Consider the following 18,435-nt stretch of genomic DNA (forward strand, 5'->3'; position numbering starts at 1 on the left):
CCTTAACCCTCCTTCTCGATGCGGGTCAGATTGTCCCGCAGGATCGGGCCGTATTCGTACTTGCCGGCACAGACGTAGGTGCACAGCGCCAGATCTTCTTCATCCAGCTCCAGGCAGCCGAGCTTCTGCGCCACCTCGGTGTCGCCCACGATCAGGGCGCGCAGCAGCTGGGTCGGCAGCACGTCCAGAGGCATGACCTCCTCGTAGTTGCCCACCGGCACCATAGCGCGCGGACTGCCGTTGGTGGATGTGGAGAAGGCGAACTTCTTGCCACCCATCAGCTTGGAGATATAGATGTTGAGGATCGAGTGCTTCTCCACACCGGCACGCAGGTAGTGCAGCATCTCGCGCTCTTTACCTTCGCGCAGGCACGACACCTGTTGGTGATAGCGACCAAGGTAGGCGAACGCGCCGTGAGCGGTACGACCGCCGAGCACCGAGCCTGATACGACGCGGTTGGCGCCGGGCTGCAGCTCACCGGCGGTCAGCTCGTCGAGATTGGCACCGAGACGGGCACGAACCAGACGTGGCTGCTCGACCACCGGGCCGGCCAGGGAAACGACGCGCTCGACCGACAGACGGCCGCTGGTGAACAGCTTGCCGACCGCGATCACGTCCTGATAACCAATGGTCCAGACGCTCTTGCTGGCGCTGACCGGATCGAGGAAGTGAATGTGCGTGCCAGCCAGCCCGGCAGGATGCGGACCGTTGAAGCTTTCGACCTGAACCTTGGCCAGGGACTCGCCAGGCAACGAGGCATTCGGCGCTTTGCACAGGAACACTTTGCCCAGGTTGCCGAGTACCTTCAGGCCTGCCTCGAAGGCTTCCGCCTGCTCGGCGATGATCACCGCAGGATCAGCGGCCAACGGATGGGTATCGATGGCGGTGACGAAAATCGAGGCAGGCGTGGCATCGATCGCCGGGACCTTGCTGAACGGACGCGTGCGCAGCGCGGTCCACAGGCCGGACTGCTGCAGGTTTTCACGCACCTGCTCGCTGCTCAGACCATCCAGCTGGGCTGGAGAATAGCTCGCGAAGGTGACTTCCTCATCGCCATCGAGGTCGATGACCACCGATTGCAGCACACGCTTCTCGCCGCGATGCACCGCACTGACAACGCCGGCACCGGGCGCGGTGTAGTTTACGCCCGGCGACTTCTTGTCGGAAAAAAGGAGCTGCCCCAGCTTGACCCGATCACCGACCTGAACGGCCATGGTCGGCTTCATCGTCGGATAGTCGAAGCCAATGACCGCGACGCTGCGCACGGGCCTGCCGGCCTCGATACGCTGCGCCGGGGCACCGGCTATGGGCAGATCGAGCCCTCGTTTTATATTGATCATCGGTTTGCCTAACCACTGATTTTAGAAAGCTTTTTTTGCAGATCCAGCGGCATGGCGCAAAGTAGGATTGCGCCGCGCGCGCCAATAGGTTATTGGCGCGACACCATGTCGCGGACCCAGGTAAAAAATCCGCCCGATTATAGAGGTCGCGCACCTTGACTGACCACCCAAGCATTGCGGATTTTTGACTCGAAACAAGAGAAGCAAAAATACCGAAGCACGGTGGCGGGTCGGGCGGGCGACGGCTCAGGCTAGCCCGTTCGCAACACGGACCAGCCGTCCAGAAAACGAAAAACGGGAGCCGAGGCTCCCGTTATTTGTCACTTTCGCAGCGCTTAACGCGGGAAGGCTGGCGGGTTGACCCCGGCCATGTCCTCCATCACGCGCACGACCTGGCAGCTGTAACCGAACTCGTTGTCGTACCAGACGTACAGCACGACGCGGTTGTCGTTGCAGATGGTCGCCTCGGCGTCCACTACGCCGGCATGACGCGAACCGACGAAATCAGTGGATACAACTTCCTGCGAGTTGACGAAGTCGATCTGCTTCTGCAGGTCAGAGTGCATGGCCATCTGGCGCAGGTACTCGTTGATCTCGTCACGGCTGGTGGCTTTCTCGAGGTTCAGGTTGAGGATGGCCATGGACACGTTCGGCGTCGGCACGCGGATGGCGTTGCCGGTCAGCTTGCCCTTGAGCACCGGCAGCGCCTTGGCGGCTGCAGTGGCGGCACCGGTCTCGGTGATGACCATGTTCAGCGCGGCGCTGCGACCACGACGACTGCCCTTGTGGAAGTTGTCGATCAGGTTCTGGTCGTTGGTGTAGGAATGCACGGTCTCGACGTGACCGTTGACGATACCGTACTGATCGTTCACTGCCTTGAGCACCGGCACGATGGCGTTGGTGGTGCAGGACGCGGCAGAGATGATCTTGTCATCGGCGGTGATGTCGCCATGGTTGATGCCATGCACGATGTTCTTCAGCTCACCCTTGCCTGGCGCGGTCAATACGACGCGAGCGACACCCGGGCACTTGAGGTGCTGACCCAGACCTTCGGCGTCGCGCCACTTGCCGGTGTTGTCCACCAGCAGTGCATTCTCGATGCCGTACTGGGTGTAGTCGACCGAGGCCGGATCGTTGGAGTAGATCACCTGGACCAGATTGCCGTTGGCGGTGATGGTGTTGTTTTCTTCATCGATGGTGATGGTGCCATCGAAAGGACCATGCACCGAATCACGACGCAGCAGGCTGGCGCGCTTGACCAGATCGTTGTCGGCGCCCTTGCGCACGACGATGGCGCGCAGGCGCAGGCCGTCGCCACCACCGGTCTTCTCGATCAGGATGCGCGCCAGCAGCCGGCCGATGCGGCCGAAGCCGTACAGCACGACGTCAGTGCCCTTGTGCCCGGTAGCCGCGTGACGCTTGTCGGCGACCTCGGCCAGCTCCTCGCGCACGAACTGCTCGAGGCTGCGGCCGTTGCCGGCATCCTTGTACTTGGCGACCAGCTTGCCGAGATCGACCGAGGCGGCGCCGAGGTTCATCTCGCTCATGGTCTTGAGGATCTGGAAGGTGTCATGCACCGACAGCTCGGTTTCGTCGGCGATGCGGTGACGGGCGAAACGGTGCGCCTTGAGGATGGCGATCACCGAACGGTTGATCAGGCCACGACCGTAGATCGAAGTCACCACGTTGTTGTTGCGATACAGCTGACCAATCAGCGGAATCATCGCTTCGGCGAGGGCTTCGCGGTCAATCCATTCACCAAGACACTGGTCGGGCTTCTGAGTCACGGGCAGTTCCTTCCAACATGTAGGGGCTGAGAAAAGGGGCTACATTATGACGGCGCACCCTAGCGCCGGCAATCTGCAGCGGACGAAACACTGACAGCCGAGCACCTCGATAGTTACAATCCCGGCGGCCTATTTTTTGATCGGAGCCACGCCCACTCGTGTCCGTCTTGCGCCTTCCCCCTCTGCCTGCCGCCAGCGGCAAGCAACACTGGGGCAATCTTCCAGGAGCCGCGCTGAGCCTGGCGATTGCCGAAGCAGCCAACAACGCCGAACGCTTCACGCTCCTCCTCACCGCCGATAGCCAGAGCGCCGAGCGCCTGCAGGAAGAGCTCGCCTTCTTCGCCCCGGAGCTGCCGGTTCTGCATTTTCCAGATTGGGAAACGCTGCCCTACGACCTGTTTTCGCCGCACCAGGACATCGTTTCCCAGCGCATCGCCACGCTCTACCAGCTTCCAGAGCTGAGCCATGGCGTACTGGTAGTGCCGATCACCACTGCCCTACACAGGCTGGCGCCGAAGCGCTTTCTGCTCGGTTCGAGCCTGGTACTGGATGTGGGGCAGAAGCTGGATGTCGAGCAGATGCGCCTGCGTCTGGAAGCGGCCGGCTATCGCTGCGTGGACACGGTCTACGAACATGGCGAGTTTGCCGTTCGCGGCGCGTTGATCGATCTGTTCCCCATGGGCAGCGCCCTGCCCTACCGCATCGACCTGTTCGATGACGAGATCGAAACCCTGCGCACCTTCGATCCGGAGAACCAGCGTTCCATCGACAAGGTGGAGTCGATCCGCCTGCTGCCGGCCCGGGAATTTCCGCTGAAGAAGGAAGCGGTCACCGGCTTCCGCGCACGTTTCCGCGAGCGTTTCGACGTCGACTTCCGCCGCTGCCCGATCTACCAGGACCTGTCCACCGGCATCACGCCCGCCGGTATCGAATACTACCTGCCGCTTTTCTATGAGGAGACGGCGACCCTCTTCGACTATCTGCCCGAAGACAGCCAGGTGTTCTCCCTGCCCGGCATAGAGCAGGCCGCCGAGCAGTTCTGGAACGACGTGCGCAATCGCTACGAGGAGCGCCGCGTCGATCCCGAGCGTCCGCTGCTGCCGCCGGCCGAGCTGTTCATGCCGGTGGAAGACTGCTTCGCCCGACTCAAGCTGTGGCCGCGTGTGGTCGCCAGCCAGCAGGACGTGAAACAGGGCATCGGCCGCGAGCGCTTCCCTGCGCAGGCGCTGCCGGAACTGGCGATCGAATCCAAGGCCAGCGAGCCACTGGGCAAGCTGCGCCAGTTCCTCGACGGCTTTCCGGGGCGCGTGCTGTTCACCGCCGAGTCCGCCGGGCGCCGCGAAGTGCTGCTGGAGCTGCTGGCGCGCCTGAAGCTGCGCCCGCAGGAAGTCGAAGGCTGGGGCGGGTTCCTCGCCAGCGAGGAGCGGCTGGCGATCGCCATCGCCCCGCTCGACGAAGGCTTGCTGCTGGACGAAGTCGCCCTGATCGCGGAAAGCCCGCTGTTCGGCCAGCGCGTCATGCAACGCCGGCGGCGCGAGAAGAGTCGCGACGGCGGCGACAACGTCATCAAGAACCTCACCGAGCTGCGCGAAGGCGCGCCGGTGGTGCATATCGATCACGGGGTCGGCCGCTATCAGGGGCTGGTCACCCTCGAAATCGAAGGCCAGGCGCAGGAATTCCTCCTGCTGGAGTACGCCGACGAGGCCAAACTCTACGTGCCGGTCGCCAGCCTGCATCTGATCGCCCGCTATACCGGCAGCGACGACGCCCTGGCGCCACTGCACAAGCTCGGCTCGGAAACCTGGCAGAAAGCCAAGCGCAAGGCCGCCGAGCAGGTACGCGACGTGGCTGCAGAACTGCTCGACATCTACGCCCGCCGCGCCGCGCGCCAGGGCTATGCCTTCAAGGACCCGCAGGTCGACTACGAAACCTTCGCCGCCGGCTTCCCCTTCGAGGAAACGCCGGACCAGCAGGCCGCCATCGACGCGGTGCGCGAGGACCTGCTTTCCGCCAAGCCGATGGACCGCCTCGTGTGTGGCGATGTCGGCTTCGGCAAGACCGAAGTCGCCATGCGCGCCGCCTTTATCGCCGTGCACGGCGGCAAGCAGGTGGCGGTGCTGGTGCCCACCACCCTGCTCGCCCAGCAGCACTACAACAGTTTCCGCGACCGCTTCGCCGACTGGCCGGTGCGGGTCGAGGTGATGAGCCGTTTCAAGTCGGCCAAGGAAGTGCAAAACGCCATTACCGAGTTGGCCGAAGGCAAGATCGACATCCTCATCGGTACCCACAAGCTGCTGCAGGACGACGTCAAGTTCAGCAACCTGGGGCTGGTCATCATCGACGAGGAACATCGCTTCGGAGTACGCCAGAAGGAGCAGCTCAAGGCGCTGCGCAGCGAGGTGGACATCCTCACCCTGACCGCCACGCCGATTCCGCGCACGCTGAACATGTCCATCGCCGGCATGCGCGACCTGTCGATCATCGCCACGCCACCGGCGCGCCGGCTGTCGGTGCGCACCTTCGTCATGGAGGCCAACAACCCGACCATCAAGGAAGCGCTGCTGCGCGAGCTACTGCGCGGTGGCCAGGTCTATTACCTGCACAACGACGTGAAGACCATCGAGAAGTGCGCCGCCAACCTGCAGGCACTGGTACCCGAGGCACGCATTGCCATCGGCCACGGACAGATGCGCGAACGCGACCTCGAGCAGGTGATGAGCGACTTCTACCACAAGCGCTTCAACGTGCTGGTGGCCTCGACCATCATCGAAACCGGCATCGACGTGCCCAGCGCCAACACCATCATCATCGAGCGCGCCGACAAGTTCGGCCTGGCCCAGCTGCACCAGCTGCGCGGCCGCGTCGGCCGTAGCCATCACCAGGCCTATGCCTATCTGCTCACCCCGCCGCGCAAGGCCATGACCGATGATGCGCAGAAGCGTCTGGAAGCCATCGCCAACGCCCAGGACCTCGGTGCCGGCTTTGTCCTGGCCACCCACGACCTGGAAATCCGCGGTGCCGGCGAGCTGCTTGGCGAAGGCCAGAGCGGGCAGATCCAGGCCGTCGGCTTCACCCTTTACATGGAAATGCTCGAGCGCGCGGTCAAGGCCATCCGCAAGGGCGAACAGCCAAACCTGGAGCAGCCGCTCGGTGGCGGCCCGGAGATCAACCTGCGCCTGCCAGCATTGATCCCCGAGGACTATCTGCCGGACGTGCATGCGCGCCTGATTCTCTACAAGCGCATCGCCAACGCCGCCGACGAGGATGGCCTGAAGGAACTGCAGGTAGAGATGATCGACCGCTTCGGCCTGTTGCCCGAACCGACCAAGAACCTGGTGCGCCTGACCCTGCTCAAGCTGCAGGCCGAAAAGCTGGGCATCACCAAGATCGACGCCGGCCCGCAGGGCGGACGCATCGAGTTCTCGGCCGACACTTCGGTTGACCCGATGGTGCTGATCAAGCTGATCCAGAGCCAGCCGAACCGCTACAAGTTCGAAGGCGCCACGCTGTTCAAATTCCAAGTGCCCATGGAGCGTCCCGAGGAGCGCTTCAACACCCTGGAAGCGCTGCTTGAGCGGCTGGCGCCCAACGAGCAAGGTTCCTAGATGCCGCGTCGCTATCTGGCCCTGTTGTTATTGTGGCTGGCGCCGCAGGTGCACGCCGAGGCGCTGTATCGCGTCGAGCTGATCCTGTTCCGCCACGCCACGCCGCTGGAGGCCAGCCAGCACGCGCCTTACGACTGGGCACGGCAAGCCCGGCCGCTGGAGCGCCGCGCCGAGCGGCAGCCGGCGCTGGAGCACATCGCCGCCCGGCTGACCCCAGAGCAGGGTTATCAGGTGCTGCTGCACCGCGCCTGGCAGCAGCCGGTCAGCGACGACGGCCCAGCCATCGCCATTCACCAGGGCCAGCGCCACTTCGAACACTATCCGATCCAGGGCACGCTGAAGCTGCGACCGGGCCGCTACATGCAGACGGACGTGACGTTCTGGGTCAACCGCTTCGGCGAGTACGGCCAGCTGCTCGCCAGCGAACGCCTGACGCAGCGGGTCCGCCTGGTACCCGGCCGGCTGACCTACATCGATCACGACAGCCTCGGGCTGCTGATCGAGCTCAGACGGCTATGAGCCTGTCGCCTTTGCGCCCTCGGCGGCTGCATCACATCCCTGCAGCGGGGGCCTGAGCCTTGGTCCCAGCACTGCCTTCGCGTCCGGAGCGGCGGATCGACGATCTCGCGCCGGTGCCGCTGCTCAGCCTGGGCAGCCATCTGGCGACCAACTACCAGCCCGGCAACCGGCGCATGGTCAGCGAATACCAGCACCGGGCGGGCCTGGCGTTTCTCTATGGCTCAGCGCGCGTGCATGGCAAGCGCGACGGCGAGCGCATTCGCCGTCCGGCGGACGACGAGCTGCAGCTCATCGCCCGCCAGCCGCAGGCCGAGCAGGCATTGCGCAAGCGACTGGAGCAGCTGGGCTTCCGTCCCGCGTTGCGCCAGAGCCTGGCCTTGCCGAAGGAGTCGGCGGAGATGTTCCAGCTGCCCGGCGAAGAGGCCTGGATCAGGTTCGTCCAGCAGCAGCTGCCGGAGCTGCGTCGTCAGGGCTGGCAGATCGACATTCACCCGGGCTTCGCCTACGACCTGACCGCCATCGACAGCTGGTACGCCGAGATCGACGAGTCCGCGGCGGAAGACTGGTTCGACCTCGACCTCGGTGTCGTCGTCGACGGCCAGCGCATCGGCATATTGCCCGTGCTCCTGCGCCTGATCCGCCAGAGCCCTCAGCTGCTCACGCTGCGGGCACTGGCCCAGCGGGGCGATGACGAGCAGCTGCGCGTGCAGCTGGAGCGACGCGACGGGCAACCGCTGCAGGTGGCTCTGCCCTTCTCCCGCATCAAGCCGATCCTAGCGACGCTTGGCGAACTCTATATGCGCGAGCCGATGGATGGCCCCGCGCTGCGTCTGAGCAAGGCCGACGGCGCGCGCCTGGCCGGCCTGGAAGGCCTGGCGCCGCACTGGCGCGGGGGCGAGCAGCTGCGTGCATTCGCTCGACGCCTGCACAGCCCTGGCGCCCAGCCCGGCCAGCCACCCGCCTCGCTGAACGCCACCCTGCGGCCCTACCAGCTGCAGGGCCTGGCCTGGATGCAGACCCTGCGCGAGCTGGGCGCCGGCGGCATCCTCGGTGATGACATGGGCCTCGGCAAGACACTGCAGAGCCTGGCACACATCCTCGCCGAAAAGCAGGCCGGACGCCTGGACCGCCCCGCGCTGGTGGTGATGCCCACCAGCCTGATCCCCAACTGGCAGGACGAAGCCAGCCGTTTCGCCCCGCACCTGCGCGTGCTGACGCTCACCGGCAGTGGCCGGCAGAAGCACTTCGCCGGGATCGCCGATCACGACCTGCTGCTGACCAGCTACGCCTTGCTGACACGCGACATCGCCGTGCTGCGCGAGCAACCGCTGCATCTGCTGATCCTCGATGAGGCGCAGCACATCAAGAATCCCTCCAGCAAGGCCGCCCAGGCGGTGCGCGAACTGCAGACCCGGCAACGGCTGTGCCTGACCGGCACGCCATTGGAAAACCACCTGGGCGAGCTATGGTCGCTGTTCCACTTCCTCATGCCCGGCTGGCTCGGCGATGCGCGGCGCTTCACCCAGGATTACCGCAACCCCATCGAGAAGCATGGCGACGAGGCCCGTCTGGCACATCTGCGCGCGCGCCTGCGGCCGTTCCTGCTGCGCCGCACCAAGGAACAGGTGGCCACCGAGCTGCCGGCCAAGAACGAGTTCGTCCACTGGGTCGAGCTGTCGCCCGCCCAGCGCGAACGCTACGAGACGCTACGCCTGGCCATGGACCGCAAGGTCCGCGATGAAATCGAGCGCAAGGGCCTGGCGCGCAGCCAGATGGTCATCCTCGAGGCGCTGCTCAAGCTGCGTCAGGTCTGCTGCGATCTGCGCCTGCTCAAGGGCGATGCCGTTGCGGCGTCTCGCGGCAGCAGCTCGGGCAAGCTGGACAGCCTGCTGGACATGCTCGACGAGCTGATGAGCGAAGGACGCCGCGTGCTGCTGTTTTCCCAGTTCACCTCGATGCTGGCGCTGATCGAACAGGCGCTGCTCAAGCGCGGCATCACCTACGTCAAGCTGACCGGCGAGACCGACGATCGACGCACGCCGGTCGAACGCTTCCAAGCCGGCGAAGTGCCGCTGTTTCTCATCAGCCTCAAGGCCGGCGGCACCGGACTGAACCTAACGGCCGCCGACACGGTGATTCATTACGACCCCTGGTGGAACCCCGCTGCCGAGAACCAGGCTACCGACCGCGCCTATCGCATCGGGCAGGACAAACCGGTGTTCGTCTATCGTCTGATCACCCGCGGCACCGTCGAGGAGCGTATCCGCGAGCTGCAGGCGCGCAAGGCCGAGCTGGCCGCCGGCGTGCTGGAGGGCAGCGGTGAAGGTGGCTGGCAGCTGGCCGAGCAGGACATCGAAGCGCTCTTCGCGCCGCTGCCTTGAGCCATGCCTGGCGAAGTTGTGACGCCGACAAGCGCAGCATTTCGCGCTTTGCCAGATCATCGCCACCTCGTTTAACTTCTCACCAGACGACGGCATGGCCGTCCCCACCCACCAGCGCTACAAGGAGCAACCCATGAGCCTCTACGAGATTGCCTTTTCCGGCCAGCTGCTCCCCGGCGCGAAGCTCGAACAGGTCGAAGCCAACCTGACCAGGCTGTTCCAGGCCGATGCCCAGCGCATCGCGCTGCTGTTCTCCGGGCGCCGCATCGTGATCAAGCAGAACCTGGACTTCGCTGCGGTGGAAAAATACCGCCAGGCCATGGAGCGCGCCGGTGCCCAGGTCGAGGTCAAACCGATGCCGGTGGATGTCGAGGAAATCGAGCTGGCGCCGCCACCACCCGCCACGCCTGTCGCTACCCCTGCGAGCACCGCACCTGCAACGGCTCGGCCCGGCGAGACACCTGGCGCACTGAAGGTGACGCCGCGGGATGAATACATGGCCGCCTTCAGCGACGTCGAGGCGCCGGACTTCGGTATCGCACCGGTTGGCGTCGACCTGCAGGACGCCCGTCCCGAACCCGAGGCCCCGCGCGTGGACCTCTCGCAATTCAGCCTGGCTCCGGTGGGCAGCGACATGGGCGAGATGCCGCGCGCCGTCGACGGGCCCAAGCCGGACATATCGCACCTCAAGCTGGCGGACTGATCGCAGCCCACCGCAAGAAACAGCCGCCCGGCCATTTTCAGCAACCGGTAGCGTGGGCTTCGGCCCACCTCGCGCTGATCGGGCGAACTCGCAGCGCTGCGCCATGCTCCAAACCTACAAGCCCGCAAAGCGCCTGTACTCATGGATCTTGTCGTTGCCCGCCCCGAAGGGCTGTATTGCCCGCCCGGTGATTTCTATATCGACCCCTGGCGGCCGGTCGATCGCGCCGTCATAACCCACGCCCATGGCGATCACGCACGCTGGGGGATGGGCCATTACCTGGCTTCCAGGGACAGCGAAGGCATCCTGCGTTCGCGCATCGCCGCGGATATGCCGCTGCAGACACTGGCCTATGGCGAATGCATCGACCATCACGGCGTAAAGCTCAGCTTTCATCCCGCCGGCCATGTACTCGGCTCGGCCCAGGTGCGCCTGGAATACAAGGGCGAAGTCTGGGTCGCTTCGGGCGACTACAAGGTCGAGCCGGACGGCACCTGCGCGCCGTTCGAGCCGGTGCGCTGCCATACCTTCATCACCGAATCGACCTTCGGCCTGCCGATCTACAAGTGGCCGGCGCAGGCCGAAGTATTCCGCGAGATCAACGATTGGTGGCGCGCCAACGCCGCGGCCGGGCGCGCCAGCGTGCTGTTCTGCTATGCCTTCGGCAAGGCGCAACGCATCCTGCATGGCCTGGATGAAAGCATCGGCACCATCGTCGTGCATGGCGCCGTCGAGCCGCTGAACAAGGTCTATCGCGAGGGCGGCATCCATTTGCCGCCGACCGTCTATGCGGGCGACCTGAAGAAGGGCGATCCGCGCTTGAAGCACGCCATCATCCTCGCCCCGCCCTCGGCTGGCGGCAGCACCTGGATGCGCCGCTTCGGTGACTATGCCGACGCCTTCGCCAGCGGCTGGATGATGCTGCGCGGCACCCGCCGTCGGCGCGGCGTCGATCGCGGCTTCGTGCTCTCCGACCATGCCGACTGGCCAGGCCTGCTCTGGGCCATCGAGCAGACCGGCGCCGAACGGGTGATGGTCACCCACGGCTCCGTTGCGGTGCTGGTGCGCTACCTGCGCGAAATGCGCGGCCTTGATGCCCAGGCCTTCGCCACCGAATACGGCGAAGAGGACGATACCGCGACGGAGGACACTGCATGATCAAAGGCCACGCCGCTTTCCAGTGCCGCCGCGATCGCCGAAGCGGAGGCGTTGCATGAAAGCCTTCGCCACGCTCTACAGCCGTCTGGACGCCACCACTTCGAGCAATGCCAAACTGGCCGCGATGCGTGACTATTTCCGCGAGGCCGATCCGGCCGACGCTGCCTGGGCGGTCTACTTCCTAGCCGGTGGCCGCCCGCGTCAACTGGTCCCGACCCGCGTCCTGCGCGCAACCGCCATGCAGGCGGCGGGCTTGCCCGAATGGCTGTTCGAGGAGAGCTACCAGGCAGTTGGCGACATGGCCGAGACCATCTCGCTGCTGATGCCCGAGGCCGAACACAGCTCCGAGGACGGGCTGGCCGTGTGGATGCAGGACCGACTGCTACCGCTGCGCGGCCTGCCGCCAGAGGAGCTGGCCGAACGCTTGCCGGCGCTCTGGGCACAGCTGGACCGGCTCAGCCTGATGGTCTGCATCAAGCTGATCACCGGCGCCTTTCGCGTCGGCGTGTCGAAGCTGCTGGTCACTCGCGCGCTGGCCTCGTTGGCCGACCTCGACCCCAAGCGCGTCGCGCAGCGCCTGGTCGGCTACACCGACCTGTCCCATCGGCCCAGCGCCGAGGGCTACCGCGCGCTGATCGCCGAGGAGTCCGAGCATGAGCACGCCCAGCGTGGGGGTCAGCCCTACCCGTTCTTCCTCGCGCACCCGCTGCAGGCGCCGGTGGAGGAGTTCGACACGCTGCTTGGCGCGCCGGACAATTGGTTCATCGAATGGAAGTGGGACGGCATCCGCGCCCAGCTGGTCAAGCGCGACGGGCAGATCTGGGTCTGGTCGCGCGGCGAGGAACTGGTCAGCGAGCGTTTTCCCGAGCTGTGCGAACTGGCTCGCTGCCTGCCCGACGGCACGGTGATCGATGGCGAGATCCTGGTCTGGAAGCATGCCCCGGAGACCCCAGCCGGCGAGCTGTTCGACGCCGCCAGCACCGGCGAGCCCAGCGCCGATGGCTTCGGCGTGCAGCCGTTCGCCCTGCTGCAACAGCGCATCGGACGCAAGAACCTGACCGCCAAGGTGCTGCAGGATGCGCCGGTAGCGGTGCTCGCCTACGACCTGCTGGAATGGCAGGGCGACGACTGGCGGCAGCGCGAGCACCGCGAACGCCGCCAGCAGCTCGAGGCGGTGGTCGAGCAATGCCCAAGCCCGCAGCTGATGCTGTCGCCACTGGTGAGCGGAACGGATTGGCAGGACCTGGCCCGCCAGCGCGAAGCCTCCCGCCAGCTGGGCGTGGAAGGCATGATGATCAAGGCGCGCGCGGCCCAGTACGGCGTCGGTCGGACCAAGGACGTCGGCGTCTGGTGGAAATGGAAGATCGATCCCTACTCCGTCGATGCGGTGCTGATCTATGCCCAGCGCGGTCATGGCCGCCGCGCCAGCCTCTACACCGACTACACCTTTGCCGTCTGGGACGGAGAGCCGGGCGACCCTGAGCGCAAGCTCGTCCCCTTCGCCAAGGCCTATTCCGGCCTCACCGACGAGGAGATGCGCAAGGTGGACGCCATCGTGCGCAAGACCACCGTGGAGAAGTTCGGCCCGGTGCGCAGCGTCACGCCGACCCTGGTGTTCGAACTCGGCTTCGAAGGCATCGCCGCCAGCAGCCGCCACAAGAGCGGCATCGCCGTGCGCTTCCCACGCATGCTGCGCTGGCGCCTCGACAAGCCGGTGGAGGAAGCCGATACGCTGGAGACGCTGAAGGAACTGCTGGGATGAAACCAAGGCACCCGGCAGCCGCTCGGCCCTCATTCCAACCCTCTCCCAAGAGCCGAGCCGAGCGGCCACACGATCACGACCCACTCCCTCAAGAAGAGGGGCCGGGGGTGAGGGACGGGGCCGAGAGCCTCGCTGAGGGCTGGTTTGCCAGCCGTGCCTGGCAACCCTTCCCGTTCCAGCAGGAGGTCTGGCAAGCGATAGGCGATGGCGAATCGGGCCTGCTGCATGCCACCACCGGCTCCGGCAAGACCTACGCCGTCTGGCTCGGAGCCCTGAATCGCTTTGCGACCAAGGCACCCTCTCCCACCGCGACGGACAAGCCGGCGCCTTTGACGGTGCTCTGGATCACCCCGATGCGCGCCTTGGCCGCCGACACCGCCCGCGCCTTGCAGGCGCCGCTGGACGACCTCGGCATCGGCTGGAGCATCGGCCTGCGCACCGGCGATACCAGCGGTGCCGAACGTGCGCGGCAGGGACGGCGTCTGCCCAGCGCGCTGGTCACCACGCCGGAAAGCCTGACCCTGCTGCTGACCCGCGCCGATGCGCGCCAGGCCTTCGCCGGTTTGCGCATGCTGGTGGTGGACGAATGGCACGAGCTCTTGGGCAACAAGCGCGGCGTGCAACTGCAACTGGCACTGGCGCGCCTGCGCCAGTGGATGCCGGAGCTGATCGTCTGGGGCCTTTCCGCCACCCTCGGCAACCAGCCCCACGCGCTGGACGTGCTGCTGCACCCCGGCAGCGGCAGGCTGGTGCAGGGCAAGGTGGACAAGGACCTGCGCGTAGACACCCTGCTGCCGCCGAGCATCGAGCGCTTCCCCTGGGCCGGTCATCTCGGCCTGCGCATGCTGCCGCAGGTGGTCGAAGAGATCGACTCCGCCGCGACCACCCTCGTGTTCACCAATACCCGTTCGCAGTCGGAAATCTGGTATCAGGCGCTGCTGGAGGCGCGGCCGGACTGGGCCGGGTTGATCGCCCTGCACCACGGCTCGCTGGCACGCGAGGTGCGCGACTGGGTCGAACTGGGCCTCAAGCAGGGCGCGCTCAAGGCCGTGGTCTGCACCTCCAGCCTGGATCTGGGCGTGGACTTCCTGCCGGTCGAGCGTGTTTTGCAGATCGGCTCGCCCAAGGGCGTGGCGCGGCTGATGCAGCGCGCCGGCCGCTCCGGACACGCGCCGGGGCGAACCTCGCGGGTCACCCTGGTGCCCACCCACAGCGTGGAGGTAGTGGAAGCCGCGGCCGCCCAGGTGGCCATCGCCGAGCGCCGCATCGAGGCCCGCAGCGCACCGCATCGCCCGCTCGACGTGCTGGTGCAGCACCTGGTGAGCATGGCCCTGGGCGGCGGCTTCCGCCCGGATGAGCTGTTCGCCGAGGTGCGCCAGGCCTGGTCCTACCGGGAGCTGACCGACGAGCACTGGCAATGGGCGCTGGCCTTCGTCCGCCATGGCGGGCATTCGCTGACGGCCTACCCCGACTATCAGCGGGTCGAGCCGGATGAAACCGGTCTCTGGAAAGTGCCCAGTCGCCGCGTGGCGCTGCGCCATCGCATGAGCATCGGCACCATCGTCAGCGACGCCAGCCTGACGGTGAAGTTCTGGGCCAAGGGCGGCAGCGGGCGTTCGCTGGGCAGCGTCGAGGAAGGTTTCATCGCGCGCCTGCGCCCCGGCGACAACTTCCTCTTCGGCGGTCGCCTGCTGGAGCTGGTGCGGGTCGAGAACATGACCGCCTACGTCAGCCGCGCGACGGGCAAGAAGGCTGCCGTGCCGCGCTGGAACGGCGGGCGCATGCCGCTATCCAGCGAGCTGGCCGATGCCGTGGTCGAGCAGCTCGGTGCTGCCTCGCGCGAGCAGTTCAGCACGCCCGAAATGCGCCTGGTCGAACCGCTGCTTCGCGTCCAGATGGACTGGTCGGCGCTGCCCACCAAGACCACCTTGCTGGCCGAGGTGATGAAGTCCCGCGAAGGCTGGCACCTGTTCCTCTACCCCTTCGCCGGGCGCCATGTGCACTTGGGTCTGGCCAGTCTGCTGGCCTGGCGCATGGGCCAGCGTCAACCGCTGACCTTCTCCATCGCGGTCAACGACTATGGCTTCGAACTGCTTTCGGCCACCGAGGTGGACTGGCTGCACTGGCTGACGCCGGCGCTTTTCAGCGAAAACGACCTGCTGCATGACGTGCTCGCCAGCCTCAATGCCAGTGAGCTGGCGCGCCGCCGTTTTCGCGAGATCGCGCGCATCGCCGGGCTGGTGTTCTCCGGCTACCCGGGTGCGCAGAAGAGCGCGCGTCAGCTGCAGGCTTCCAGTGGCCTGTTCTTCGATGTGTTCCGCCAGTACGATCCGGGCAATCTGCTGCTGACCCAGGCCGAGGAAGAGGTGCTGCGCCAGGAGCTGGAAGTCGAGCGCTTGCAGCAGACGCTGCAACGCCTGCAACAGCGCCGTCTGGACGTCCATCAGGTCAGGCGCGCGACCCCGCTGGCCTTTCCGCTGATGGTCGAGCGCTTTCGCGAAAGCATGACCTCGGAGAAGCTCGCCGACCGCATCCGCCGCATGGTGGCGGAGCTGGACAAGGCTGCCGGTCCCGGCGGCTACCAGCCCGAGCCACAATCGACGATCACCGTCGAGCGCGACGCCCCTCGACCACGCAAGCCGCGCGCACGCAAGGACGGCACGCCGCGCACGAGAAAGGCCAAACCCGCCTGATGAACCGAACCACAGGACGAACCGACGGATCATGAACGCCTACCAGCCCATCGAACTGGCCGGCGCCACACTCTGGCTGCTGGCGGAAAAGGCGATCTACTGGCCCGCACAGCAGGCTCTGTTGGTGGCCGACATCCATTTCGGCAAGGCCGCAGCCTATCGTCGCCTCGGCCAGCCTGTGCCCCATGGCACCACCGATGCCAACCTGCGCCAGCTGGACGGCCTGCTGGCCCGATACTGCTGCCGCCAGCTGATCTTTCTCGGCGACTTCCTGCACGCACCCGAATCCCATGCGCCGGCCACGCTTGCGCGCCTGGCCGAATGGCGCTCGCGCCATCCCCAGCTGGCCCTCACACTGGTGCGCGGCAACCACGACCGCCGTGCGGGGGACCCGCCGGCGCAGCTCGGCATCGAGGTGGTGAACGAGCCGCTGCTGCTCGGCCCGTACGCGCTGCAGCACGAACCGCAGCCACACCCCAGCCACCACGTGCTGGCCGGCCACGTTCACCCCGCCTTCCCGCTACAGGGTCGCGGGCGCCAGCGCCTGCGCCTGCCCTGCTTCTGCATCGGCGAACGACTCAGCCTGCTGCCAGCCTTCGGCAGCTTCACCGGTACGATGACGGTGGCAACCGAAGACAACTGGCGAATCTATGTGGTGGGAGATGGGGAGGTATGGCCGGTGGAGCGCCAGGTCCCGGTCAGGCCTGGGAGATACCGGTGATGGTGATGCCGTAGCGTTCGGCCAGGCGTGTGGCGGGAGTGTCCTCCAGATCAGGATCGTGTTCATGCTCGATCTCCTGATCCGGATAGAGCTCTTCCGCCTTGCGCGTCACCAGTTCGACCGCGTCGTCGATGTCCGGCTGGTGTTCGGAGTCGATCTTCAGCATCGAAGTGTTGCCGTCTTTGTTATACGCAATGATCCAGGTCGTCATGGAAATGCCCCTCGCCTTAAAGAAACCCGTGTGAACGTAATAACGCCCATTTTGGTTTTTGTAAGTTTTTAGACCCATCCGGCGTCGGCAGTTCGGTCCCTCACTTCAAAGTTAGCAGCTTTAATTGAATTGCCAGGAACAACCATACGGACGCCCCGGTCATCCGTATTCAAACACCAAGGAGTCGGGAACATGAACGCCTCGCCTCTGCGCGCTACCGAACCGTCCGAAGAGCGTTTGGTGAGCTTACTGCGCCAGCATGCCGAGCCGCTGCCCACCCTGGACGATCCACGCTTCGCCGATAGCTTCGAACGCTTCGCCGACGCTCGGGTGGTGCTGATCGGTGAAGCCAGCCACGGCACCTCCGAGTTCTACCGCGCCCGCGCCGCGATCACCCAGCGCCTGATCGAGCGCCATGGTTTTTCCATCGTCGCGGTCGAGGCGGATTGGCCCGATGCCGCGCGAATCGACTGCTATTGTCGTCAACGTGAATCGGTCGCCTGGACAGAGGATGCCTTCAAACGTTTCCCGACCTGGATGTGGCGCAACCGCGAAGTCGAGGCTTTTGTCCACTGGCTGCGCGAGCACAATGCGGCGCTGGATGCGTCACGGCGCGTCGAGTTTCGCGGCCTGGATGTATACAGCCTCGGCAGCTCGATCCGCGAGGTACTGCGTTACCTCGACCATACCGACCCTGAAGCTGCGGCAGATGCACGCCAGCGCTATGGCTGCCTGAGCCCCTGGCAGGAAGACCCGGCCATCTATGGCCGCAACGTCATGCTCGGTCAGCCAACCTGCGAAAACGCGGTGATCGAGCAGTTGCAGGCCTTGCTCGCCCAGCGCCTCGAGTACATCGGCCAGGATGGCGAACGGTTCTTCAATGCCGAACGCAACGCACGGGTGGTACTGGCCGCGGAGAGCTACTACCGGGCCATGTACCGCGGCTCGACGGAATCCTGGAACCTGCGCGACCGGCATATGTTCGACACGCTGCGGGCCCTGCTCGACCATCGCGGGGCAAACGCGAAAGCGGTCATCTGGGCGCACAACTCGCATATTGGCAATGCAGCGGCGACGTCGATGGGCTGGGGTGGCGAGTTCAACATCGGCGAGCTTTGCCGCACCGCCTTCGGGCGCGATGCCGTGCTGATCGGCATGGCGACCGATCGCGGCGAGGTGGCCGCTGCGGACAACTGGGACGAGCCGATGCAGATCAAGCAGGTCATTCCGTCGCGGCCGGACAGCTGGGAGCAGCTCTTTCTGCGCGCCGGCGTGCCGGCCTCACTGACCGACTGGCGCGATGATCGCGGCGAATTGCGCGAGGCGCTCAGCCACCCGCGACTGGAGCGCGCGATCGGTGTCATCTACCGGCCGCTGACCGAGCGGCAGAGCCACTACTTCCGAGCCATTCTTGCCGAGCAGTTCGATGCGTTGATCTGGCTTGAACAGACGCAGGCGGTAATGCATATCGGCCCGCAAGACATCGACTCGAGCGTCGTACCGGATACCTACCCGTTCGGCGAATGAAGCATGCGTCGCGGCGCTGGAGCGCTGC

12 protein-coding genes are annotated in these 18,435 nt (G+C 65.7%); 9 read left to right on the forward strand and 3 right to left on the reverse strand.

Features of this window, described 5'->3' with window-relative positions; all coding sequences use genetic code 11:
• Positions 1-2: 2 nt before the first annotated feature.
• Together NAO55_RS04165 and NAO55_RS04170 are read right to left on the reverse strand one after the other, a co-directional pair.
• A complete protein-coding gene (locus tag NAO55_RS04165) occupies positions 3-1,340 on the reverse strand; it encodes a Na(+)-translocating NADH-quinone reductase subunit A (protein WP_102840152.1) in 1,338 nt (445 codons plus the stop codon).
• 335 nt (positions 1,341-1,675) lie between these two features.
• Positions 1,676-3,127, reverse strand: a complete 1,452-nt coding sequence (locus NAO55_RS04170) for a glyceraldehyde-3-phosphate dehydrogenase (protein WP_102840151.1) — start codon at positions 3,125-3,127, stop codon at positions 1,676-1,678.
• A gap of 158 nt (positions 3,128-3,285) precedes the next feature.
• On the opposite strand from NAO55_RS04170, the gene mfd reads away from it, so the two are divergent.
• The 8 genes from mfd (at position 3,286) to pdeM (ending at position 16,669) form a co-directional block, all read left to right on the forward strand.
• Positions 3,286-6,732 carry a transcription-repair coupling factor gene (gene mfd, locus NAO55_RS04175; protein WP_102840150.1) on the forward strand — a complete coding sequence of 1,149 codons (3,447 nt, stop codon included), beginning with the start codon at positions 3,286-3,288 and terminating at the stop codon, positions 6,730-6,732.
• Positions 6,733-7,251, forward strand: coding sequence for a peptidoglycan binding protein CsiV (locus tag NAO55_RS04180; RefSeq protein WP_102840149.1), 519 nt, complete (start codon positions 6,733-6,735; stop codon positions 7,249-7,251). It begins immediately after the preceding gene.
• 59 nt (positions 7,252-7,310) lie between these two features.
• Positions 7,311-9,632, forward strand: a complete 2,322-nt coding sequence (locus NAO55_RS04185; RefSeq protein WP_102840148.1) for a DEAD/DEAH box helicase — start codon at positions 7,311-7,313, stop codon at positions 9,630-9,632.
• A 133-nt stretch (positions 9,633-9,765) separates the two neighbouring features.
• Entirely contained in the window at positions 9,766-10,335 is a 570-nt protein-coding gene (locus NAO55_RS04190) for a hypothetical protein (RefSeq protein WP_011913767.1), read from the forward strand.
• Between the two features lie 141 nt (positions 10,336-10,476).
• Positions 10,477-11,493, forward strand: coding sequence for a ligase-associated DNA damage response exonuclease (locus NAO55_RS04195; RefSeq protein WP_102840147.1), 1,017 nt, complete (start codon positions 10,477-10,479; stop codon positions 11,491-11,493).
• A gap of 55 nt (positions 11,494-11,548) precedes the next feature.
• Entirely contained in the window at positions 11,549-13,255 is a 1,707-nt protein-coding gene (locus NAO55_RS04200; protein WP_102840146.1) for an ATP-dependent DNA ligase, read from the forward strand.
• The gene (locus NAO55_RS04205; RefSeq protein ID WP_102840145.1) at positions 13,252-15,948 is read left to right on the forward strand and encodes a ligase-associated DNA damage response DEXH box helicase; all 2,697 of its coding nucleotides are present in this window, start codon (positions 13,252-13,254) and stop codon (positions 15,946-15,948) included. Before NAO55_RS04200 ends, NAO55_RS04205 begins: the two co-directional genes overlap by 4 nt.
• Before the next feature lie 31 nt (positions 15,949-15,979).
• The gene (gene pdeM / locus NAO55_RS04210; protein ID WP_102840144.1) at positions 15,980-16,669 is read left to right on the forward strand and encodes a ligase-associated DNA damage response endonuclease PdeM; all 690 of its coding nucleotides are present in this window, start codon (positions 15,980-15,982) and stop codon (positions 16,667-16,669) included.
• Here the strand turns inward: pdeM and NAO55_RS04215 are convergent.
• Positions 16,647-16,880 (reverse strand): hypothetical protein, encoded by a 234-nt coding sequence (locus NAO55_RS04215; protein ID WP_063539920.1) that lies wholly within the window; start codon positions 16,878-16,880, stop codon positions 16,647-16,649. The genes pdeM and NAO55_RS04215 overlap by 23 nt on opposite strands.
• A 192-nt stretch (positions 16,881-17,072) precedes the next feature.
• On the opposite strand from NAO55_RS04215, the gene NAO55_RS04220 reads away from it, so the two are divergent.
• Positions 17,073-18,407, forward strand: coding sequence for an erythromycin esterase family protein (locus NAO55_RS04220; RefSeq protein ID WP_102840143.1), 1,335 nt, complete (start codon positions 17,073-17,075; stop codon positions 18,405-18,407).
• The last annotated feature ends 28 nt before the right edge of the window (positions 18,408-18,435 follow it).

It is taken from the genome of Stutzerimonas frequens (assembly GCF_024448335.1).
GTDB lineage: Bacteria > Pseudomonadota > Gammaproteobacteria > Pseudomonadales > Pseudomonadaceae > Stutzerimonas > Stutzerimonas frequens.